Annotated in this window: 21 protein-coding genes; 14 read left to right on the plus strand and 7 right to left on the minus strand. The window is 56.0% G+C overall.

The features are described 5' to 3' along the window. Positions 1-130: 130 nt before the first annotated feature. Positions 131-1,345, minus strand: a complete 1,215-nt coding sequence (gene larC, locus Poly41_RS06385; RefSeq protein WP_146525110.1) for a nickel pincer cofactor biosynthesis protein LarC — start codon at positions 1,343-1,345, stop codon at positions 131-133. A gap of 169 nt (positions 1,346-1,514) precedes the next feature. Here larC and ykgO point away from each other — a divergent pair, with 169 nt between their 5' ends. The 6 genes from ykgO to Poly41_RS06415 all read left to right on the plus strand — a co-directional run bounded on the left by ykgO (position 1,515) and on the right by Poly41_RS06415 (position 6,479). Continuing rightward, the gene (gene ykgO / locus Poly41_RS06390) at positions 1,515-1,667 is read left to right on the plus strand and encodes a type B 50S ribosomal protein L36 (RefSeq protein ID WP_040763550.1); all 153 of its coding nucleotides are present in this window, start codon (positions 1,515-1,517) and stop codon (positions 1,665-1,667) included. A 128-nt stretch (positions 1,668-1,795) separates the two neighbouring features. Continuing rightward, a complete protein-coding gene (bshB1, locus tag Poly41_RS06395; RefSeq protein WP_146525111.1) occupies positions 1,796-2,533 on the plus strand; it encodes a bacillithiol biosynthesis deacetylase BshB1 in 738 nt (245 codons plus the stop codon). A 165-nt stretch (positions 2,534-2,698) separates the two neighbouring features. Further along, positions 2,699-3,115 (plus strand): bifunctional nuclease family protein, encoded by a 417-nt coding sequence (locus tag Poly41_RS06400; RefSeq protein WP_146525112.1) that lies wholly within the window; start codon positions 2,699-2,701, stop codon positions 3,113-3,115. 2 nt (positions 3,116-3,117) lie between these two features. Further along, complete coding sequence (panC, locus tag Poly41_RS06405; protein ID WP_146525113.1) at positions 3,118-3,963, plus strand: pantoate--beta-alanine ligase; 846 nt, start codon at positions 3,118-3,120, stop codon at positions 3,961-3,963. Between the two features lie 15 nt (positions 3,964-3,978). Then, the gene (locus tag Poly41_RS06410) at positions 3,979-5,523 is read left to right on the plus strand and encodes a sugar ABC transporter ATP-binding protein (protein WP_231615463.1); all 1,545 of its coding nucleotides are present in this window, start codon (positions 3,979-3,981) and stop codon (positions 5,521-5,523) included. A gap of 11 nt (positions 5,524-5,534) precedes the next feature. Continuing rightward, complete coding sequence (locus Poly41_RS06415; protein ID WP_231615464.1) at positions 5,535-6,479, plus strand: ABC transporter permease; 945 nt, start codon at positions 5,535-5,537, stop codon at positions 6,477-6,479. A 9-nt stretch (positions 6,480-6,488) separates the two neighbouring features. Here the strand turns inward: Poly41_RS06415 and Poly41_RS06420 are convergent, their stop codons facing one another. Further along, positions 6,489-7,682: a uroporphyrinogen decarboxylase family protein gene (locus tag Poly41_RS06420; protein ID WP_146525115.1), complete on the minus strand. Its 1,194-nt coding sequence runs from the start codon at positions 7,680-7,682 to the stop codon at positions 6,489-6,491. Positions 7,683-7,792: 110 nt separating this feature from the next. Here Poly41_RS06420 and Poly41_RS06425 point away from each other — a divergent pair, with 110 nt between their 5' ends. Beyond that, entirely contained in the window at positions 7,793-8,665 is an 873-nt protein-coding gene (locus Poly41_RS06425; RefSeq protein ID WP_146525116.1) for a homocysteine S-methyltransferase family protein, read from the plus strand. 1,017 nt (positions 8,666-9,682) lie between these two features. Then, positions 9,683-9,919 carry an IS4 family transposase gene (locus tag Poly41_RS35615; protein ID WP_146525117.1) on the plus strand — a complete coding sequence of 79 codons (237 nt, stop codon included), beginning with the start codon at positions 9,683-9,685 and terminating at the stop codon, positions 9,917-9,919. 86 nt (positions 9,920-10,005) lie between these two features. Here Poly41_RS35615 and carA read toward each other — a convergent pair whose 3' ends face one another. From carA to Poly41_RS06445, 3 genes are all read right to left on the minus strand, one after another. Then, a complete protein-coding gene (gene carA, locus Poly41_RS06435; protein WP_146525118.1) occupies positions 10,006-11,136 on the minus strand; it encodes a glutamine-hydrolyzing carbamoyl-phosphate synthase small subunit in 1,131 nt (376 codons plus the stop codon). Positions 11,137-11,180: 44 nt separating this feature from the next. After that, positions 11,181-12,953: a tetratricopeptide repeat protein gene (locus tag Poly41_RS06440; RefSeq protein ID WP_146525119.1), complete on the minus strand. Its 1,773-nt coding sequence runs from the start codon at positions 12,951-12,953 to the stop codon at positions 11,181-11,183. A gap of 113 nt (positions 12,954-13,066) precedes the next feature. Then, on the minus strand, positions 13,067-13,531 hold the full coding sequence (locus Poly41_RS06445) for a hypothetical protein (protein ID WP_146525120.1): 465 nt from the start codon (positions 13,529-13,531) through the stop codon (positions 13,067-13,069). A 313-nt stretch (positions 13,532-13,844) separates the two neighbouring features. Here Poly41_RS06445 and Poly41_RS34785 point away from each other — a divergent pair, with 313 nt between their 5' ends. From Poly41_RS34785 to ndk, 3 genes are all read left to right on the plus strand, one after another. Beyond that, entirely contained in the window at positions 13,845-14,003 is a 159-nt protein-coding gene (locus Poly41_RS34785; protein WP_231615465.1) for a hypothetical protein, read from the plus strand. After that, complete coding sequence (locus Poly41_RS06450; RefSeq protein ID WP_146525121.1) at positions 13,996-14,853, plus strand: hypothetical protein; 858 nt, start codon at positions 13,996-13,998, stop codon at positions 14,851-14,853. Before Poly41_RS34785 ends, Poly41_RS06450 begins: the two co-directional genes overlap by 8 nt. A gap of 235 nt (positions 14,854-15,088) precedes the next feature. After that, a complete protein-coding gene (gene ndk / locus Poly41_RS06455; RefSeq protein ID WP_146525122.1) occupies positions 15,089-15,550 on the plus strand; it encodes a nucleoside-diphosphate kinase in 462 nt (153 codons plus the stop codon). Between the two features lie 133 nt (positions 15,551-15,683). On the opposite strand, the gene Poly41_RS06460 is transcribed toward ndk, so the two are convergent. Both Poly41_RS06460 and Poly41_RS06465 read right to left on the minus strand, forming a co-directional pair. Continuing rightward, a complete protein-coding gene (locus Poly41_RS06460; protein ID WP_146525123.1) occupies positions 15,684-15,923 on the minus strand; it encodes a hypothetical protein in 240 nt (79 codons plus the stop codon). A gap of 172 nt (positions 15,924-16,095) precedes the next feature. Then, on the minus strand, positions 16,096-17,418 hold the full coding sequence (locus Poly41_RS06465; protein ID WP_146525124.1) for a PDZ domain-containing protein: 1,323 nt from the start codon (positions 17,416-17,418) through the stop codon (positions 16,096-16,098). A gap of 138 nt (positions 17,419-17,556) precedes the next feature. Here Poly41_RS06465 and Poly41_RS06470 point away from each other — a divergent pair, with 138 nt between their 5' ends. The 3 genes from Poly41_RS06470 (at position 17,557) to dnaB (ending at position 22,451) form a co-directional block, all read left to right on the plus strand. Beyond that, positions 17,557-18,603 (plus strand): GNAT family N-acetyltransferase, encoded by a 1,047-nt coding sequence (locus tag Poly41_RS06470; RefSeq protein ID WP_146525125.1) that lies wholly within the window; start codon positions 17,557-17,559, stop codon positions 18,601-18,603. Positions 18,604-19,221: 618 nt separating this feature from the next. Further along, positions 19,222-20,877 carry a DnaA/Hda family protein gene (locus tag Poly41_RS06475; RefSeq protein WP_197231112.1) on the plus strand — a complete coding sequence of 552 codons (1,656 nt, stop codon included), beginning with the start codon at positions 19,222-19,224 and terminating at the stop codon, positions 20,875-20,877. Between the two features lie 128 nt (positions 20,878-21,005). After that, complete coding sequence (gene dnaB, locus Poly41_RS06480) at positions 21,006-22,451, plus strand: replicative DNA helicase (protein WP_146525127.1); 1,446 nt, start codon at positions 21,006-21,008, stop codon at positions 22,449-22,451. The last annotated feature ends 3 nt before the right edge of the window (positions 22,452-22,454 follow it).

Below are 22,454 nucleotides of genomic sequence, written 5' to 3' on the forward strand. Positions count from 1 at the left end.
CGACACGAACGTTCTGTCGGGTGAACAAGCTGAGCGATCGAAATTAAACGGAAGGTACGGCAGGTTTTACGGGCCCCCCGTCTGGTTGGCCACTCCCTTCCCCGCGTCCGTCTCATGCGAAACCGACACACTATGTACCCCGTTGAGCCCACGCTTGGGCGGCCGCCAATCGCACTTGGTCGACGGTTGTGCCGTTTTCGGTCGCTAGCGCGACGGCATCATCGTCTTCGATGGCAAATCGCTCGCTACCTGCTGGCAAAAGAACCCGTTTCCCCCGTACTGGACCAAACCTCGTTTCAACCGTTTCGGAGCTTCGGTTCAATTTGTGACGATCGGCCGAGTGGCGACGAATCCCAATCGAGGTGGAGTGCGTGAACAGGATATCTTCCATCAGGGCCAATCGTGATGGAGAGGTGATCACGGTCAAGACCACGCCGACACGACCTTTCTTCATCACGCAGGGCGTTTGAAACACATCCAGCGCACCCGCTGCCATCAAACGCCGCGCACAATCGGCCATCTGCTGAGCCGAGCTGTCGTCGATGTTTGTTTCCAACACCAAGACGCTGTCCGATTCCACGGACCGGGCTGCCGAGTCACTCGGCTCGGCCGTTTCGCCGATCAAGACGCGAAGGACGTTGGCTTGCTCTGAGAAATCCTTGGTCCCGGCTCCATAGCCGACACCGGTGAGCGTCATCGACGGCATCGTCCCGAAGTGCCTGCCGGTCGCTTTCAAAATTGCCGCGCCGGTCGGCGTGGTCAACTCGGCTTGCACGCTGCTCGAGGCGATCGGGATGTCGCGAAGCAATTCCGCCGTTGCAGGTGCTGGAACCGAAACGAGTCCATGAGCGATCGTGATCGTTCCACTACCAGTTGGCACGGCCGACGACGCGACGGTTTCAATTCCAAGTGCCGTCATCGCGACGGCGGTCCCGACAATGTCGGCAATGGAGTCGATCGCGCCAACTTCGTGAAAGTGGACCTTTTCAATCGTCGAGCCGTGTACCTTCGCTTCCGCTTCAGCCAGGGCACGAAAAATCTTGTGGGCTAGCGCCTTGGCGGGATCGGAAATGCTATCCGCACGGTCGATCATCTCGGTAATATGATGCAGATGGCGATGAGCGTGTTCAGGGGGGTGGTCGATCTTAACCTGGATCGCACGAAAACCGTTCTTCTTGACGGTTTCGGACGTAAGGGTCAGTTCGGGGAGCCCCATTGATTTCACAGCCGTTTCAATTCCGCTGGCATCAATTTGCCCGCTTTGGCCCCCCAGATCGATCAGAGCGCCGAGCGTCATATCGCCGCTGATTCCGCTTAGACAGTCAAAAAACGCAATTTTAGCCATGGTGATGGGCTGCTCCTGCTCAATCGGGTTTCAAAGTGGATCTGGCGTTGAAGGATTCGAAGAAACCGCTATACTCCGCCCTTCCAACGTAGGAAAAGCGAATTGCGGCGGGGTCATCCGATCTTCGACGCGTGAAATGGTATACGAAACAAGCGACGAGATCGATCCGATGAAAGTTGTCAGCAGCATCGGTGCATTGAAGTACCGACATCCCGATTGCCAAGTGGTCAAACGGCGTGGCCGAATTTACGTGATTTGCAAGAGCAATCCGAAGTTCAAGGTCCGCCAAGGTGGTGCGAAGGTCAAAAAGGCCCGTCGCTAACAGGGTTGAGGGTTCGTGAAGAACGCTTCATCCTTGCTGGACCCGTTCAACGACCGGAATCTCCTCCGGTCGTTTTTGCATGCGCCGTCATCAATTCCTGTGAATTCCGCTTTTGATTCCTCGCGCCCATGACCACTGTGATCACCGTCCCTCCGAAAGACCTTCCGGTGACCGAGCCTCTCGACATGTTGGTGGTCGCCCCTCATCCGGACGATGCCGAACTTGGAATGGGAGGAACGATCGCGAAAATGTTGTCGCTCGGTTGGCGAGTCGGTGTGTTGGATTTGACCAGCGGGGAGCCGACGCCCCATGGATCCGAATCGCTGCGTCGCACAGAGACCGACCGCGCGAGCAACATCCTGGGGCTCTCGTGGCGGGGGAACGCAGGGTTGCCGAATCGAAAATTGCAACACACCTTGGAATCTCGCGAGCTAATCGCCAGCTATTTTCGGGTATTGCGGCCGCGGTGGCTTTTCGCCCCCTACTGGCAAGACGCCCATCCTGATCATCTTGCGGCGACCGAATTGATCGAAGCGGCTCGGTTTTGGTCCAAGTTGAGTAAAACCGACATGCCGGGCGAGCGTTTTCATCCTGGACGCGTCTTCTACTATTACTGCATCCACCTTCGCTTGGCGGTTGCCCCCAATTGGATCGTCGACATCAGTGACTTCTGGGACATCAAGCGTGCGTCGATTGAAGCCTATCAGAGTCAATTCATTGCGGGGCGGGATCCCCAGCCCCCAACGCTGATGGACGAATTTCGCGTCGAAGCGGCCAATTGGGGCCGGCTGATCCATCGCAAGTATGGGGAACCGTTTGCCACGAAAGAGCCCTTGGCCCTCGAATCCTTGGCAGGGATTTTGTAACCACCCCGGTTGCGGTTCGTTTTTCCGATCCAGATTGTCGCAGCGCCGTGGGTACGTATCCCTCGACCCTCACGGCAGAGTATATTGAAGGCTTAGTGGCTGGACGCCGTGGAGAAGCTGCGTCCGCGTTGTGAATTTGTTTGCTCTGGCCCCACGTTTATTGCCATGCCCGTCAAAATGCAGCTGGCTCGGATCATCATCTCTGAGCTCACTGAGAATCAAGTGATCTATCTTCAGGAAGAAAATGGGGAACGCGAGTTTCCGATACTGATTGGCATTTTCGAAGCGACCAACATCGATCGTCGGGTTAAAGAAGAGTACACTCCGACGCGACCCCTGACGCACGATTTGATTGTTCACGTGGCCGAAGCGCTCGGTGCGAAGGTGGAAAGCGTCGTGATCAGCGACCTGAACGAGCACACCTACTACGCTCAATTGAACCTGCGTAAAGAAGACGGTGAATTGATCACGATCGACTCGCGCCCCAGTGACGCGATCGCGGTTGCCGTCACCTTTTCACCGGCACTGCCGATCTATGTTAGCGAGCAGGTGTTGGACGAAGCAACGTCGACACCGTTCTAGTCATGATCAAGCTAACGACACCTGAGCAAGCGCGTCGCTTCGTACTCGAGAGGCGGTTCGCCGGACACACCGTTGGTTTGGTACCGACGATGGGCGCCCTGCATGAAGGACATCGATCGCTGGTCCGTCATGCTTGCGTCCAATGCGATCATACGATTGCGACGATTTTTGTGAACCCGACTCAATTCGGTCCCAATGAAGATCTCGACAAGTACCCTCGGTTGTTGGAGCAAGATTGCCAACAGCTCGAGGCCGAGGGAACCACGGCGGTATTCTTGCCAAGCAGTGACGTGATCTATCCGCCAGGATTTAGCACTTATGTCGAGCCGCCGAAGGTCGCGGCGCCACTTGAAGGCGTTTGTCGGCCAGGACATTTTCGTGGTGTTGCGACCGTGGTCATGAAACTGTTTCAGATCCTGCCAGCGACCCATGCCTTTTTTGGCCGCAAAGATTATCAGCAATGGAAAGTCATCGAAGCGATGGTGCGCGATCTGAACGTGGGGATTGAGATCGCTTGCTGCGATACGGTTCGCGAGTCGGATGGATTGGCATTGAGCAGCCGTAACCGTTACCTCAGTGAAGAGCAACGCTCGCGCTCGCTTCGGTTGTCCGTCGCGCTTCGTCGTGCTCAACAGCTTGCCGATTCAGGGGTGCGCGATGTCTCACGAATCGAAGCCGAGATGAGGCAAATCTTATTGAGCGAGGGTGGCGTGGACGCAATCGATTATGCAAGAGTCGTTGACGCAGAAAGCCTCGCGACTTTGGAGCATCTCGATCGACCCGGCGTCGCGTTGATCGCTGCCTTTGTGGGGCAGACACGATTGATCGACAACGTTTCGTTGAGCTAAGGATCCCTGCTTCCTGTGAACGATCCTGCCGCTTCCATGTTGACCGTTACGGGAATGACCAAGCGGTATGCCGTTACGGTTTTGGACGATGTTTCGTTGGACCTCCGCAGCGGTGAGATCCATGCTTTGATCGGCGCGAACGGTGCTGGCAAGAGCACGCTTTGCAAAATCGTGGCGGGATTGGTTGCTCCGACCCACGGGTTCATGACGTTGGAAGGTCGCCCCTATCATCCGGCAAACAAGCAGGCGGCCGAATCGGCGGGCGTTGAAATCGTGCAGCAGGAACTGAACCAGATTGAAACATTGACCGTGGCTGAGAATTTGTTCCTGTCTCGGTTGCCGCATCGCCTGGGAGTCGTCAATCAAAAACAACTCGACACGCGCGCTCGCGATGCACTGGATCGGTTTGGGCTCCACGCGATTCCGACCAAGACGGTGATGGGGTCCCTAGGCGTAGGGCGCCAGCAGATGATCGAAATTGCCGCAGCCTTAGATCGTGAGTGCAAGGTACTGATCCTCGACGAGCCGACAGCGGCACTCAGTTCGGGGGAAACCGACGTTTTGTTCACTTGGCTCGACCGGCTGCGGAGCCAGGGCGTTGGGATGATCTACATTAGCCATCGATTGGAAGAGATCAGCCGCTTGGCCGATCGAGTCACCGTGTTGCGGGATGGTAAGTACGTCACGAGCGAAGCGACGAGCCAGTTGACGACCGATCGGATGGTTGAGTTGATGAGTGGTGACGAACACGCGCCGACACCCTCGATTCGAAAGGTGCCCGTACACGTCAACCCGAACGAATCGGACACGGTAGCTTTGCGGGTGGAGGGAATTTCGCGAGGCAAACGGGTCAGGCAGATTAGCTTTTCCGTTTCCAAGGGCGAAAGGCTTGGGATTGCTGGATTGGTCGGCTCGGGACGTACCGAGCTGCTGCGTTGTCTTTTCGGTGCCGATGTTGCAGAATCTGGGTCGATCACGATTGGCAACCGCCGCAACACCACACCGTTTCGGCATCCAAGAGAAGCGGTCGCCGCCGGGTTGGCGATGGTGACCGAAGATCGGAAACAAAACGGTTTACTCTTGCCGCTTAGCATCCGAGTGAACACGACGCTTGCGTCACTACAAAAACGATTCTCGCTCGCGGGCGTCATTCGGCGTTCCGCGGAACGTACCGAAACACAACAGCTTTGTGAGTCACTCGATACGCGAGCGACCGGTATCGAGCAATCCGTTGGTACGTTGAGTGGTGGCAATCAACAGAAAGTGGTGGTCGCGAAATGGTTGATGCGCGACGCGGAGATCTTCTTTTTTGACGAACCGACGCGAGGAATTGACGTCGCCGCTCGGGAGCGGATTTATCGATTGTTCGACGCTTTGGCAGCCCAGGGTAAAACGCTGTTGATTGTCAGTAGCGATCTGGACGAACTGGTTGCAACCACCGATCGAATCGCTGTGATGTCCAATGGCCGGATGGTTCAAGTCTTTGAACGTCATGAATGGTCGAAGGATCGAATCATGCAAGCGGCGTTTTCGGGCTATGTGGAAAAGGAACGCTCATGAAGGAATCGGTCATGACTCGATCGTTGATCCAGTACATCGCATTGTTGGCCGTGTTGGTCTCTCTGGTCGCCGTGTTTAGTCTGCTGAGCGAGAACTTTTTTCAAGCCGGGACGGCGGTGTCGATTGCAAACCAAATTCCTGATTTGACCTTCTTAGCCGTCGGTATGACGTTGGTGCTGGTCATCGGAGGAATCGACTTGTCGGTGGGGAGTGTGTTGGCGCTGTCGGCGGCTGTCTTCGGCGTGCTGATGGTGGATGCCGGGTGGCCGATGTGGGCTGCTATCATCGCATGCTTATTAACCGGTGCGGTATGTGGATTGGCGAGTGGCTTGATTTCGGTCGGTTTCGGAATCCCCTCCTTTATCGTCACCTTGGGGATGCTGGAAATTGCGCGAGGCGGCGCGAAAGAGGTGACGGCCAGCCAAACGCGGTACATTGGGTCGTCGGTGGAATGGATCGGTGAGCCCTTGCCTGGATTGATGGTGTCGCCCGCCTTCTTGGTCGCAATCGTGATCGTCATCGCTGGCCAGTTTTTGCTAACGCGGACGGTTTTCGGTCGCTATTGTGTCGCGATCGGAACCAATCGAGAGGCGGTTCGGATGTCAGGAATCTGGGCGTCTCCCTACTCGGTGAGCGTGTTTGTCCTCAGCGGATTGATGTGCGGCTTGGCCGCGATTGCACAAACGTCGCGATTGTCGACGGCCGATCCCAATGCCGCCATCGGCATCGAGTTGTCTGCGATCGCAGCGTGCGTGATCGGTGGCACCAGTTTGATGGGGGGGCGTGGTAGCGTGATCAGCTCACTGTTGGGTGTCTTGATCATTGCGGTGCTGCAAACCGGTTTGGCACAACTTGGTGTTTCGGATTCGAGAAAGCAGATCATCACGGGCATCGTGATCGTCGTTGCGGTCCTACTCGATGCTCTGCGAATTCGACTCGACAAAACCGAAGCATAAAGGAATGTCCTAACCGACCGCGATCGCCGTGTCGTACATGGCGATCATGTTCTCAATGGGGACGCTCGCTTGAATGTTATGGACGGGGGCGAAGACGTATCCTCCGCCAGCAGCGAACGCCGAGACATGCTTGGTCACTTCCGCGACAACCTCGTCAATCGTCCCGAACGGAAGGGTGTGTTGGCAATCAAGCGATCCGCCCCAGAACACCAGTTGCGAACCGAACTCGGCCTTTAATTCCGCTCCATCCATTCCATCGGCGCTCGTTTGCACTGGATTTAGAATGTCGACGCCCATTTCGATCAACGAGGGGATCAACGTTCGTAGAGCGCCATCGGAGTGCAGCAGGACTTTCATTTCCGTATTCTCGTGTATCCAGCGGATACCTCGTTGGTAAAACGGCATGATCCGCTCGCGAAACATCTTGGGCGACAGAAAAGGGGCGTGTTGCATTCCAAAATCGTCGCAAATTTGAAGGATCGGAACACGATCCTGCACGGCATCCGCAAAACGGCTTAGGTTCGTGATCCACAGGTCTGTCAACTTGCCAAGCAATTCGTCCACGTAATCGGGCTCGGTCGCTAACGTCATCATCCAAGCGGAGAAATCGCCGGTGCCGAGACCAAAGAACAGTTCGTAGGGGGGGCCCATCGGGGCAACGATCGCAAAGTCGGTGTTTTGCCACAAGGCTTCTGCATGGCAACGATAATGTTCTGCAAGTTCAGACGACATGAGCGGCGGATTGACTTCGGCAACCGGTAAATGGGCGGCGCCCGGATACTTTTCAAGTCGATCGAAATAGAAGCCATTTTTGGGCATGCGGGCAATCGGTGCCTTGTCTCGCATCAACACCAAGTCGCCCGAGGGCTCCGTGACCGGATGAAAACCGCCCGGGACCTCAACGGGCGTTCCGTCAAATAGGGTCCAGGGTTTCCAATCTGAATTATCGATTCCAAACGCCACTTGAGGTCGATTCAGCCCGATGATGTCGGCTCCGAATCTCTCCATGACGGGACGTTCGACCTCTGCTAACATCTGGTAACAATCAAATATTTGCGTCGGAGTATTGATTCCCAATCGTTGTTTCAGGGCGTGGTAAGTGGACGCAGCGATGCCTGATTGGCGAGTGCCACCCAAATCAATGGGCACTCGATCGGGTTGTTGATGGTTGATGGCTGAGAGGACGCGCTGGCGGGAATTCATGGTGATGACACGGATGGCGGGATGGAAGGAGCAACTTGTTTGCCCGTCAAACAGCAAGTATAACCTTTCTCGACACGTTTGCTGAATTGTCCCCGTGAAAGAAAGACCTGATGACCGAGTTGATCAAACAGTTGTTGGCCGATGGACCGGTGATTTTGGATGGGGCCTGGGGGACACAGCTCCAGCAGCGAGGGCTTTCCAGCGGTGATTGCCCTGATGAGTGGAACTTGTCGCATGCGGAACAGGTCGAGTGTGTTCCGAGAGCGTACGTCGAGGCCGGAAGCCAAGTGGTCTTAACCAATACATTCCGGTCGAACCGTTTGGCACTCGATGGTTACGGGTTGTCAGCTCAAGTGCAGGCGATCAATCGTGCGGCAGCGGAGATTTCGCTTCGCGCCGCTGGCGATTTGGCGATCGTGTTCGGATCGATTGGTCCCAGTGGCAAGATGCTGATGACCGGCGAGGTCAGCGAATCGGAATTGGACGCAGCGTTTTCCGAACAGGCTGCGGCGCTTGCGTCAGCCGGTGTCGCTGCGATCCTTGTGGAAACCATGTCGGATTTGGCCGAAGCAAAACTGGCGCTTGCGGCCGCCAAACGAACGGGATTGCCCGTGGTGGTCAGTATGGTGTTCGATTCGGGCAAAGAACTCGATCGCACGATGATGGGTGATACTGCCGAAAAGGTCGCAACCGAGTTGACCGTTGCCGGTGCGGATGTCGTTGGCGCGAATTGTGGGCAAGGAATTGAATCGTACGTGGGCGTCTGTCAGCAGCTTCATCGAGCGACGGACTTACCGATTTGGATCAAAGCGAATGCTGGCGTGCCTCAGATTTGCGATGGTGAGGTCGTTTATCGAACCAGTGCGGAGGAATTTGCCAAACACGGTCCCGCACTCGTTCAAGCCGGTGCCAAGTTCGTCGGTGGCTGCTGCGGCACCGGCCCCGAATTCATCCAGGCACTACGAAAATCGGTGCGAGGGTAAGTTCGCTCCCGAGCCCGTTATTTCCCCGCACTTCTCGCCCCGAAAATACGTCGTGTAGTTTTCAAGTTGTAACGACTGCAGTGTTTAGGTATCCAGCCACCCCTGCCCGCGCAGCGGGAGCGGTCGAGCGCAGCGAGGCGAGGGCCGGTATCGAAAACCCCTCTCCCGGCGTTTAGACGCCGACCTCTCCCAAAGGCTCGTTGTACCCCACATCCTAATCCGGTGATATTTTTTGGCTCCTGGTCCGAATGTGTTCCATGCTTTGGACAGGTCGTGGCAGCGTTGCATTCCGGTCCACAAGGTCTGCGTCGCTTGTCCGATTTTTGCGAAGGTGTAAGCTTGCTGAGGCTCTTGCGCACCTAGGTTTTTTGGCTCATCCGGCGGAAGCGTGCGCAGGAGGTTTTCGAGGCATCTCTCCGGTGTCCAATCATTGCTGGCAGGAGCTATTTTCACTTGTTATCGTGCGGTTGCCGGTAGAAACGGAGTCGAGCTCTGCAGAGGTGCAACTTGACAAGGGATATCCCGGTCGACGGTGCGCCAAGGGTGCTATCGGTTCCCGGCGGACGACCGACCGTCGGGGACTCTTTTCTAAGAGATCATTGGACACCGGAGCCATACCTCCAAAAAACCTTGAGTCTGGGTTTCGCGCGCTTCGGTCGGATGAGCCGGTTTTTTGACCGAGGAGTCCGAGAGCCACCGCACCCATGAACCGCACCTCCGTGCAACAGGCTTTCCCATGTTCGCAGCACCAGCGCGAACCGCAAGGCAACAATCATTCGCAGCGGTATGTCGAAGGTCCAGAGCGAAATCTCGTCACCTACGCCACAGATGTATTAGACACCACCCGAGATGCGCGGTGCAACGACCTCCGCAGCGGGAGGGGGCGAGCGCAGCGAGGGGGAGGGCCGGTATAGAAACCGTGCTGGAATTTCAGGTTGTCATCGCAGCCTGTCTTCCCTCTCCCTCGCTTAGGCTCGACCTCTCCCAAAGGCTCACTGTTACACACATCTTTTGCTAATGCTAGCGATCCATCGTCATGACAAGAATTCTTGTCTTCCGCAGACGCCTCCGACGCTCAACGAGATGATAAAGATGATCGCGAGTCTGGGCGGCTACATCGATCGCCCGTCGCAAAACAGCCATCCTGGCACGAAAACGCTTTGGATCGGTCTTCAGCAGACTCACAGCCTGTCCGCCGGTTGGCTCGCTTTTGGGCCGGAATCAAAAAAATTTCGTCAGGCTAGATGTGTGTAACAGTGAGCCCAAAGGAGAGGTAACGGTTCCGTAACTCGTCGATAAAGAACGACTTAATAACGGCACGACGTCGCTTAGCGAGTACATCATACCGGTTGATTGAGCTGCTCTTGGAATCGCTCGAATAAATAGTGGCTATCATGAGGCCCCGAGGCTGCTTCGGGATGATATTGGACGCCGAACGCATTGTGTTGGCGGTGGCGAACGCCCGCGACCGTGTCATCGTTCAAGTTGCGATGCGTCACTTCGAGACAATCGGGAAGCGATTCCTCTTCCACCGCAAAACCGTGATTCTGTGTCGTGATTTCCACTTTGCCGGTGGTCAAGTCAAAGACCGGTTGGTTAACACCTCGATGGCCAAATTTCAACTTAAAGGTCTTCGCACCGCACGCCAAAGACAACAATTGATGTCCGAGGCAAATGCCGAAAATCGGTACGTCTCCAATCAATTCGCGGATCGTTTGGTGGGCATATTCGAGAGGCTCGGGATCGCCGGGTCCGTTGGACAAAAAGACGCCATGGGGTTCGAGTTTTCGAATCTCGTCGGCCGACGTATTACCCGGAACAATGGTCACTCGATTGCCACGCGATGCAAAATGTCGCGGGATATTCCACTTCATGCCGAAGTCCATGCAGACGACATGTGCACCGCTGTTGTCGGATCTTGCATCGCCGATCTCCAATGCCGTCCAATCATCGAGTCGGCTGTCCCAGGCATGAGTCTGGTTCGGCATCACTTCGCGAACGATATCTCGACCGACCAATCCGGGTGACGCTTTTGCTTTCTGGATCAAGCTTTCGTTATCCAAATCCAGTGTGGACAATACGCCGCGCATCGCTCCCTCGGTGCGAATGCGACGCACGAGTGCTCGTGTATCGATCCCGGCGATCGCGACCAGGTTGTGCTTCTTTAGATAGCTCTGCAGATCACCTTCTGCTCGATAGTTGCTGTAGATGCGGCTGTCTTCACGAACGATGAAGCCCGCCAACGAGGGAGCGTCGTGCTCGATATCGATGGAATTGACGCCATAGTTCCCGATTTCCGGGTAGGTCATCGTGACAATTTGGCCACGATAGCTGGGGTCGGTCAATATTTCTTGGTATCCGGTCATCGCGGTGTTGAAGACAACTTCGCCGTCGACTTCGCCGGCCGAGCCGATCGATTCACCTTGGTAAACGGTACCGTCTTCGAGCGCGAGCTTTGCTGGTTGTGGCATATCTAAAGATTGCTGGGTTTCGAGTTTTGTGGGTGAGGAGTGAATCAGGTATCGATCAGGTCATCCGGTTCAAGAATAGGAACCTCGTTTTCTTCAACTTCTTGCTGTTCCCGCCAAGCCTTGTTTTCGCGGTAGCTTTCGAGTTCTTCTTTCAACTGTTCCGTTTGAGGATTTTCTTCGGCCTCGCCAAGTTCCACCGCTTTGCTGCTCCACTCGATTGCCTTTTCGAAGTCCCCGGTTTCGGCGTAGCCGGCGGCCAGGGTGCTGAGGATGTGGGCCTCTTTGTACTCGGTCAGTTCCGCCGCTTGTTGTCCCAGTTCGACGGACCGCTTTCCATTGCGGACCTCGTCATTGGGTGACGTTGCCAGAACCCAGGCCAAGTTATTCAAGATGCCTGGCAGATCGACGTTCGAATCCTCTGCATGATCGATGGCACGCTCGTAGTCGGCAATCGCTTCGGCATGTTCACCAACACTCAGCAATGCGTCGGCGCGCGACCGCAACACCGATGCATTGTTTGGATCGCGATCGAGAACACCGTTCAGTACTTCGATCGCTTTTCGCGGCCGCTCGTCGCGGGAGTACAACGTTGCCAATTGAAGTTGGCGATCGACACTCGACGGATCACGTCCCGCCAACAATTTCATGTCATTGATTGCATCTGCCATGCGGCCCTCTTCGACAGCGATCAAGCAACGAACGAAGATCGTCGCATCGGCCTCGGCGACTGAAGGGTTGATCCGAATCGCCGCTCGCATGTCTTCTTTGGCCGCTTTGATGTCGCCACGTGAGAGTGCAATTTCGGCGCGTTGCAACATGGAAATCGGATCCTTCGGCTGCATCGCGAGCGCTTTGTTGAAGTCCGCGACCGCCTGTTCATCTTTACCTTGCATGCGGTACAAGAATCCTCGGATGCGATACATCCCTTCGCTGGGTTTCGCCTCGAGCGACTTGGTCACGAGCGCCATTGCATCGTCCATTCGTTTGCGATCGACCAATTCTTGGACGACCGCTTGGGCAAGGATTTGGTTGCCCGGTTGCTCGGTCAGAATTTGTTCCATGTCCGCAATCGCGCCGTCAACGTCGTCCTGCTGCATCCGCAGCGCGGCGCGAGCTTGTAGCGCTTCGACATTGGTTGGATCAATCTCGATCGCCTTGTTCAAGTCGTCCATTCTTTCTTGATCGGAGTCTTGCTTGATGGCTCGCAGCAAATAGGCACCCGATTGTTGCACCGGATCGTCCTCAAGCAACTCGATCGCTTTGGTGGCGGCTTCGACGACTTTCTCGGGGTTCTCGTCCAGTACCAAGTTCAACCTTGCGATCAACAAAAAGGCTTCGACTAACGTCGGGTCGTTTTCGACCGCATCGTCGAGCACTTCAAGCGCCTCGTCACGGAGCTGTATCTGGCGACGGCCACGGACACGCGCCATCACCGCGGCGAGTTGTTGACTACGCTGAAGCAGCACGCTGCCAAGAATCTTCTTCGCAAAAGCGGTGTTTTCCTCGTTCAGCCCCTTGGCCAATGCCGACTCAAGCAGCGTTGATACCGCCTCAAGCTCTGCGGGAGTTTCCGCGTCGATGCGCGCCAGCACGGCTTCATCAAAGTCGGCCTGCCCTGGATCGGGCGTGTACGTGTCCGCGGGTTTGGGGTCAACGGGCTGCGTTTCCGACTGCGTCGTAGCGGTCCCTCCCTCCGTCGACGTTTGCTGCGCCAGCGCCGTCGGCAAGGCCATTTCGCTGATCAGAAACCAACCGCTAACGCACCACAGGGCTGCGGTGCGAAACGATCGCGGCAGCACCATCAATTGCAATTTCATTTTCAAAGCTCGTCACAGGTGAGGCAAGGAATCCTGTGGCGCATTATGACGAACACTTGCCGCTTCGCGAAGTCGGCCTACTGCATTTATCGGTTTATGGGAGGAATTCTTCGCTAATGGGCATATTCTTCCGAAGTGGCTTCGATTTTGCCCTGAAGCTCTGCGTTCTGCTGGCGGAGCGTGTTCAACTCGTTCAAGACCGTATTGAATTCGGTTGCAGCGTCTTGCCAGAAGTCGCCATCGCGAAACTTGATCGATGAAACCGTTTCCCCCTTAGCAACCGAGGCGATCGCCGTCCGCAAACGGTACATCGGGCCGGCGAATCGATTGCTCAGCACCAGTGTGTCACGCAAAAAGATCGGCAACATCACTGCCATCACCACCAAAATCGGTGCCTGAGCCAAAGTGGATGATTTCACGGCTTCCCAAAACGGTTGGTTGATCACGGCTGCAAACGTCCGTACCGACACATTGACGGCAATCAAGCAGAGCACAAACAGCGTCCAATGAAACATCACACGAGCGGCGATGGACCATTGGACCTTGGGGTCAACAAGGATTCGAGAGCGATTGGACATGAGTTTGATCGTCAAGCATGAGTGTTTTGTTTTGAACTTTTAGGCGACAGGCAAAAGCTTTCTTACCGTACGGCGGGCTTCCAAGTCCGTTGGAAGTCGCGACGGACAAGGTTGTCCGTCGTACAAATGGTAAATTGGCTTCTGCCGCTCGTCTGAGGGAAACTGAGCAAGTCTAGGTCGTGATCTTTGGTCATTTGTCCACATGCACAAACCCGATGCTTCGATTTGCCGGATCGCTGTGCGTTGCCGTACGCATCGTCGGCATGATCGTTAGAACTGACTCCTCAGATCACAAAACCCTGCATGCTTCTGCATGCCATTGCGTCGGTTGGTCGCGAACGAACCGATTGAAACACCAGCCACCGATAATCCGGAAGGCCGATTTGGGGGAGAAATGCGGCCTTGGTTTGTCCTTCCCGGGTCGCTGCTGCCACGATTTAACGATCCGTCAATGGATGAATTTGATGAATAGAGACAAGTCACGCTCTCAGGAAATGTTCACCTTCTCGATGGTTGCGGCCGCTGCCATGGTGATTACGGCTGCGATCACGGCGGAGCATCGCGCCGAAGCAGAATGGCATACACATGTGAACCGGCTGGGTCGATTGTGGGGTGTCGGTTGGGGGGACGGCTACCAAGCGTGTCAGTGCTCGGAATGCCGGATTTTGGCGGATTTGCCACCAAAAACCTTCTGTGAAATGCAGCAACAGGGATCCCGGTGTAGAGATGCCGGATGCCAAGGTGGGTGCGATCAAGCGTGTGACCAACCGGGCTGCTTGCAAGGAGGGGCCCTCTTTTATCAGCCGAGTCAATACGGATCTCACTATTTTGAACCGATGAGCCACCTGACGCCTCCGCCCAATCTGCCGCTCTACGGAAGCGAAGACGAGACACCCGCGATGCGTTATGGGGTGCCAACCGATGAGGCTTGGAATCCCCGAGCCGACATGGATGAACGACCCGCAGAAGAAATGCCCGCAGAAGAGTTGCAGAAAAACATCCCTGATTCGGCACGTTTGCCGCTGCCGATCCGAGTTGGGCGGTTGGCACCGGTCGTCAATCCGATTCTCAGTCTGGACACGCCTAGCTTGGATCCTGTGGTCGACGGGTTCCCGGTTCCACCTGAGCCACGGCGCGTCGCAGTCCTGAATCGCTCCGTGCAGAGCAACGAACCGGTACGGCTGCCGGCCGTGAACGCTCCCACGCCTTCACGTCCAATGGCGAGCCTGGGGCAAAGTGCAACCACGAGCCCGGTGCGACTCCCCATGCCGGCTGGTGCGCCCACGCAAAACCGACCGGTGCGATTGCCCACGATCGATTGATTTGCTGTGACGGCTATCGTTGGGACGCGTCATCGCCTTGTGATGCTGACACGCACGATGCGGGCCCGGTCATTTTGATACCCTTTGCGCGCATGTCAAACCGGTTGATACTGTGTCGGGTTGGCCGCTCGGGACGTTCTGGCGGCTTTTGACTTTACACTGTTTTGCTACAAAGTTTGCCAAGTTCTTCGCGCGAGCATCGTCGCTGGATCTTTGGCGTGGAGAAACGTTTTCAATGCAACGTACACTGGTACTACTGAAGCCCGATTGTGTTCAACGCCGATTGATGGGCGAAGTGATCTCGCGATTCGAAGCCAAGGGGCTCGAAATCGTCGCGATGAAGATGATCCGAATCACTCCTGAGCTGTCACGACAGCATTATGCGGAACACGTCGAGAAACCTTTCTACAGGGGGCTCGAGGCATTTATCACCTCGGCTCCTGTCTTGGCGATGGCGATCGAGGGATTGGAAGTGATCCGCGTTGTTCGTGAAATGCTCGGAGCGACGAGCGGGTTGAAGGCAGCTGCGGGAACCATTCGCGGCGACTACAGCAGTAGCCGGCAGATGAACCTGGTTCATGCCAGTGACGGTGAAGAAGCCGCCTCTCGCGAGCTCAAGCTTTACTTCAGCGAAGAAGAGTTTTGCGAATTCGACTCGGTGATGACGCCGTTCATGAGAGCCGGCGACGAGTCTTGAATCGTCGGGGCTGCGACCGCATGCGAAGCGAGTTCGCGTTTGGGGACAGAATCGTCCCGTCTTAACAAGAATTCGCCCGCATGCCGGAGGGAGCGAACCGCATGCTAAGATCCAACAAGGCTTGGCTGGATTGTTAGCGACGATCGAGCTTTTCTTCGGCCCGAGCCGCTTTGAGTGCCGCGGCTTCACGCGGCAGCTTGAATTCGGGCCCTGCGGGGAAGTATTGGATATCGTCCTGCAAGTAATACGGGCTCGGCAGCGTTTGGCCGTTGAGCGAAACCTGGCATCCGGTTGCGGAAATCACGCAAAGACCTGAAAAAACCGCCGCCGCGGCTAAACGTGTGATGCGTTGTTTCTTCGACTGGTGGCTCATCGTTGGTGCCTTCGTGAATTTCCGGCGATTGGCTAGGAGGTCGATATCATCAGACTCTTGCTGCACACGCTGTGCGTCAATTGTCCTCACAACCCCTATCGGCCAAACAATCGGTACATCTTTACTTCTCAGCACCGATTCGCTTCAAAAACCTCCAATTCGTCAATGCTAACTACTCAAAATCCCGCGGTTGAGGTTCGATGGGCACTGGAACGGGCGCACGGAGGTCCTCGAAACCGAGTTGTCCAATCGGTTCATCGTCGCCCAAAGCGAGATCATCCTCCTCCGTTGCTATCGCCGTCGGCTCCTGCTGAGGCAATTGCTGTACCGATGGTTCGGTGACCCTTGGCGTGGCGGTCTCAACTGCTGACGGCTCCTTCGTGTCGCCGCCCATTCCACCGAACAAGCCTCCTAGCGCCGAGCCGATGCCACCTAGCACCGACTTTCCGCTGCTTTTTTCGGTCGCCGAGTCCAAAGGCATCTCTCCAGAGCCGGCAATCGAAGCGGCTGCGGCCTTTTCCCCGTTCGGTGCAAATGGCTTGGCCGCTGTTAGGTCCAAAGACATCGTGTAGAGTTTTTCGTCCCGAATGAGCTGAATTTCGAGCGGTTCTTGGCTGTTCCAATCGCTCAATTTGTTGAGGAATTGTTCGCCAGAGGCGATAAACTCATCGTCGATCGAAACGATCCGATCACTCGTTCGCAGCCCCAGCGATTCGCCGGCTGACCCCGGTTTCACATGGCTGACGACAGCTCCTCGGATGTTCTGGCCGTTTTCGACCTCAATTCCCAGCCTGGCTGCAGACATGTCACCGCGAGGCTGAGCCGCAACGGACTTTTTCAGCGTCTCGGAGGCCGCAGGTGTCTCTGCAAGCTGCTCGACCAACGGTAGCGACAGGTTTCCCGATTCTTGACCTCGGATCACTCGTGCCACCACGCGATCGCCTGGCTTTTTCTGGTCCAAGACGCCCCGCACCGCCGCCACGTTCGCCGTCGGTTGGCCGTCGAGCGAAATGATCAAATCTCCCACTCGCAATCCAGCTTCATCCGCCAGCGATTGGTCGGAAATCCGACTGACGATCAACCCCTCAGGCAATCCCCCCGGTTGAGCACTCGACGACTTGACGTCCACTCCGATCGAAACGTTACCGACCGCCGAGTCGGTGGTGTCACCCCGATCCAAGATCGACTTTCCGAGCAATTCGTCCGCTTCCGCGTCCGATTGGGGCAAGTCAGCGCGATTGGGCGAAACGGGCTGGGCGGGGCGCATCGAACGCAGCGTTCGATCGGCTGAGTTCCTGCCCGAATTCAGCGAGCCATTGGACGGCATCGGTCGCTGAGCGGGTTCGCGATAGGGCGCTCCGGGGCGATACGATGATCCGTTCAGCCGAGCCCGCAGTCGAGGAAATAGTTGCGCGTGGGCTGAATCTGTAGCGAAAAAAGTGACAAATCCAACGGTCATCGCGAGAATCAGAGAAGGCGATCGTTGGTGAATCATACCGAGGTACCTGTGGGTTGAGAATCGAGAGTGGTGCCAAGCACGGTCCGTGCGGCGAACCAAGTAATACGGTACAAAACATCATACGTGGACCGCATCCGAACAGATAGTACTCCGTCCAACAACGGGAACCCTTCATTGAGCTCCATCCGAACTCGCCTAGCCGACTTAGCGGAGTTGACGGCCTTTTTGCCGAAGCTACTTGAGAAGCTTTCGATTGCGCGCGGTCAAATCATTGTGGATCAACTGCGCAGTGCCATCGACGACGGCAAGGGTGACGCCATCGTGATTGTTGAGGCGATCGACGAGGCAGCGGGGTGTGAAGCTCGCATCGCTGCCGCAATCTTGATCGATCATGTCAAAGGAGCCACGGAGCCGCCAAATGACTCTGCCACGATGTTGCACGCCGGTTGGATTGACAGCCATCAAAACGGCCATCCGCCCGAAGCGATCCGCTCCTTACGCACGCTTTTGAACCAGACACTTGTGCAGCGAGGCGTTCATTTCGTTCAGTGGGCGACGGACGCAGACGATTATAGCGAAGCTGCCGAAACATGGAGCGAAGGCCTCGGCTTCGAATGGGCGGCCGATTTGGACTACATGACCGTCGACCTCAACGGCTCCAAAATCGCACCGCTGGCCAACATTCCCGAGACATTGAGCTTTCGGCCGCTGCAGTGGGAGGGTGGCAATTTGGCCCGTCCAGACCAGTTCGCGTCACTCGTGCAACAAACGTACGTCGACACCCTCGATTGCCCGGCACTGCTGAAATACAGAACGGCTGCAGAAACCTTGCGCAATTACCAGCAATCCGCCGCCTTTGCACCCCAGTTGTGGTTTGAGATCCTGCGTAAATCGGATGCGATCGATCGCGAAAGGGGGGCAGCTTCGGTGGGGGTGCTGATCATGGGGCTGCATGGTGGGGAGGATGAGGCCGATGCACCACCGAACGGGAATCCCAACGCGGCGGTCACCGAGTTGGTTTACATGGGGATCGTTGCCGACGTCCGTGGTGAATCTTTTGGCTCGCAGGTGATGCAGTTTGCGCTGCAAACCAGTCATCAATTTGGAGCCGATCGGATGATCTTGGCGGTGGACCAACAGAACCACTACGCCCGCCGCTTGTACGAGGCGTGTGGCATGCGTTGCATGCTCAATGAATCGGTAGCGGTCAAAAAACTGTAGCGGCTCGAATTGGCCTCCGATTCTCCATGTTCGCTGGATGCCATCGCTTAAACCATGTTGGGGCAATAAGTTACGGAGAGGCCGACAAGATGAAGGTTTGGTTCGGATTTTGTTACCAACATATTTTCCACCAACCTCTCCACTCCACCAGCCGAATCGGTCGGTGCGACCGGCCTCTGGGAACCTTGCCGTATCGCAGTCTTTTTTGGGTTGTGACGACGTCCAAAGTCAGCGTCCGAAAAAAGTTCCTGCAGAAGAGTTCGAACCATTTGACTTGGATGCTAGCAACCATAGAATCTGGCCTCTCACTGACCGAGATAGACGGGCGAGCGAATGAATTCGCGAGTCGGTTTGGATTGGTCGTGGGGACAACCCCTTTGAAGCATGGGAAGGCGCCGTTGCCGCCCAGCGGAGCTAGGTTGGCACGACCCGTTCGGATTCGATTCTAAGTCGGATCGGAGTGAACTTCGCCAACGCTTAGGCCGCTTTCTCGCTGTTTCAGAAAAAAACTCACGACATTTCTTTCCATTGACGCTTTGGTCGCCTCCATCTTCTCGGCGGACAAGCGCATAATGGCTCGATCGCCAAGTATCCATGAAGGAGGATTGCGCTACCGGTATGTCTGCATCGCAAGGCTGCATCGATGACACGGCCGTCGTCGAAAGATTCAAGGAGGCGTTGAGAGAGCGCATTGGTGCAGATCGGTTCCGTTTGTGGTTTCATCACGGGGTCGTCTTCGCGGTCGATCGTGGCAGCCAGAACGACTCTTTGGTCGAGCCGCAGAACGCGCAGCGGATCGTGGTATTGGTCAGTGGCCAATTTGCACTCGATCGGATGCGGCAAAACTGCATGCAGCCGTTACGGGCTGCGGCGGCTCATGTGTTTGGCACCACGCATTGCGTGACGCTTGAACTCGGTCGCCCGAAAGCGACGCAATCGGAGTTGCCGCTGGAGATTGAATCGGAGGCAGAGACTCCGATCAGCGACGAATCGGAACTCGAGGATGAAAAACCGCTGTCGCCACGCCAACGCCGCGCTGCGGCATTAAAAAAATCAAACGAACGCACTCGAGCGAGTTCACAGTCGCTGTCATCGTTGTTGGCGGGGACGTCTTCCAAGACGAAAGGACAATCCAAACGCCGCCAAGTTGTCCGGTTGGACCAACCGGCACTGCCCCCTTTCGAATCATCGAGCCCAACGTCGAATCCGGCCCCCTTGTCGCCTGCGGCAGCCGCTCGTGCTGCGATGACGCTGCAAACATTCGTTTCAGGCGAATCGAATCAATTGGCACACACTGCGATCATGATGGCTTGTCAGAGCCCCTCGACTGCAACGCCACTGTTCTTGTACGGTCCCTCGGGGATCGGCAAAACGCATTTGTTGAACGCGCTTGCGGATCAATTTCGTCGTGGTCACCGGATGCGCCGTGTCATGCAGATTTCTGGTGAGAAGTTTACCAATGATTTTTGCAAATCGGTTGGCGGCACCGGATTACCAGAGTTTCGGAAACGGTACCGTGACGTGGACGCCTTGTTGATTGATGATGTTCAGTTTCTGAGTGCGAAAAGTGCGACGCTTCGCGAAATGTTGTACACCGTGGAGGCGTTGATCGAAGCGGGCCGACCCATCATCTTTACTGCGAATCAGGCCCCCTCGGAAATCGAAGGGCTGTCTCGAGAATTGACGGGGCGAATGGCCAGCGGATTGGTTTGTCCGATGCACTCACTTGATAAGGCCACACGGCTAACGGTGCTTCAACGTTTGATCGACCAACGATGCGATCTCGAGTGGCCCCATGCGATCGTTTCCGAGATCAATTCGCAACTCGCTGGCGATGGTCGGGTGCTTAGCGGCGTGGTGAACTTGGTTGCGACGCTACAGAAAATGTTTGGCCGGATGGCAACGATGGACGAGATTCGGCAATTTGGTGGCGAGCTGCTACGCACCGCTCAGCCGACCGTGACACTTTCGTCGATCGAGCAGGTTGTCTGTGAAGCGTTCCGATTGCCGGCCGATGATTTGCGCAGTGCATCGCAAGCTCGAGCGATTTGCGAACCGCGTATGCTGGCGATGTATTTGTCGCGACAAATGACGTCGTCCGCCTATGCCCAGATCGCCAGCCATTTCGGGGGGCGATCGCACTCTACCGCGATCGCTGCGGAGCGGAATGTCAAGAAATGGCTCGCTGCGGGAAAAACGATTGGCCGGGGGCCTGGGGCGATGTCGGCACGCGAAGCGATCGAGCGTCTTGAAACGCTGTTGAGAACAGGGTAATTCGAGCGTTTCTAACTTGACAGCCGATCTCGTCTCGATCAAATGAGGGCAGAGGAAATCGATACCGTCCGATTGCCTCTTCTTTTCCAAGAACACGATTTTTTCCAAGAACACCATGGACCGGAACTATGTTCGCAGCCGACCGTCCCTATCCCAATAACGGAAAAAAGAAGCGTGAAGCGAGTGCAAGTGAGATCTTGCAGCGGCAACCGCCTTACGATCTTGAGGCCGAGATGGGGGTGCTCGGCAGCATCCTGCTGATGCCGATCGTGTGTGATGACATCGCTTCGTTGAAAGCAGACGATTTTTACGACGAGGCGAATCAAAAGATCTACGAACATTTGCGTGAAATGCACGATCTCGGTGAAAAGATCGACATCACGCTATTGGTTTCCCGTTTGCGAACCAAAGGTGACTTCGAAAAGGTCGGTGGTGCGGCCTACTTAGCCAAGTTGTCTGGCGCGGTGCCCAACGCCGCCCATGCGGTCTACTACGGGAACGTCGTCTCCGAAAAAGCGGTCTACCGAAAATTGATTGAAGCGAGTACGGAGATTTTGCGCGATTCGTACGATCAAGCCAGCGATGCGAGAGAGTTGTGTGCACAGGCCGAGCAGAAAGTCTTCGCGATCATGGACGGCCGCTCCGGCAATGCGGTCAGCAGTTTGACCGATGTGCTGCATGCGGCAATGGACCGCATGGAAGCACGGATGAGCGGTGATCATGTCGATGGTGGTTGTGAAACCGGTTTCACCGACTTCGATGCCATGACCGGTGGACTACACAACGGTGAACTGATCATTTTAGCGGCTCGCCCCTCGATGGGGAAAACCGCGTTAGCGATGAACATTGGCGAAGAGGTTGCGATTGAAGCGCGGTCGCCCGTGTTATTTGTCTCGCTGGAAATGTCTGGAATCGAGTTGGCCGACCGCATGCTTTGTTCGCTTGCACGGGTCAACGGTCATCGCTTGCGGAATGGCACGATTTCATCGGATGACCGCGAGCGATTGATTCGCAAAGCCAATGAAATTAGCGAAGCGCCGTTGTTTGTGGACGACTCCCCAAGTCGTACGGTCAGCGAAATTGCCGCGGGTGCGCGGCGAATCAAACGCCGTTTGGGGTCGCTGGGCTTGATTGTGATTGACTATTTGCAACTAATTGAACCCGATAATTCGCGTGACCCGCGGCAAGAGCAGGTTGCGAAAATCGCACGAAGGTTGAAGGGCGTTTCCCGAGAGCTGAATGTGCCGTTGTTGTGCTTGTCCCAATTGAATCGTCAGGCGGAAGACAGCAAGGATCACCGACCGCGTTTGAGCCATCTGCGTGAATCGGGCGCCATCGAGCAGGATGCGGATGTTGTGATGTTTGTGCATCGCGAAGAGTACTATCACCGTGGTGAGGAGAAGGCTCAATACGCGGGGCAAGCCGAGATCATTATCGCCAAACAGCGTAATGGTCCGATCGGCGATGTTGCGTTGACCTGGGAAGGTGACTTCACGCAATTCAGCGACCGAGCCCCGGACCGCCACAGTGAGTTCGACGACTATGCCGAGTTCAACAGCCCGGCCGGGTTCTAGGTT

The organism is Novipirellula artificiosorum (assembly GCF_007860135.1).
GTDB classification, from domain to species: Bacteria; Planctomycetota; Planctomycetia; order Pirellulales; family Pirellulaceae; genus Novipirellula_A; species Novipirellula_A artificiosorum.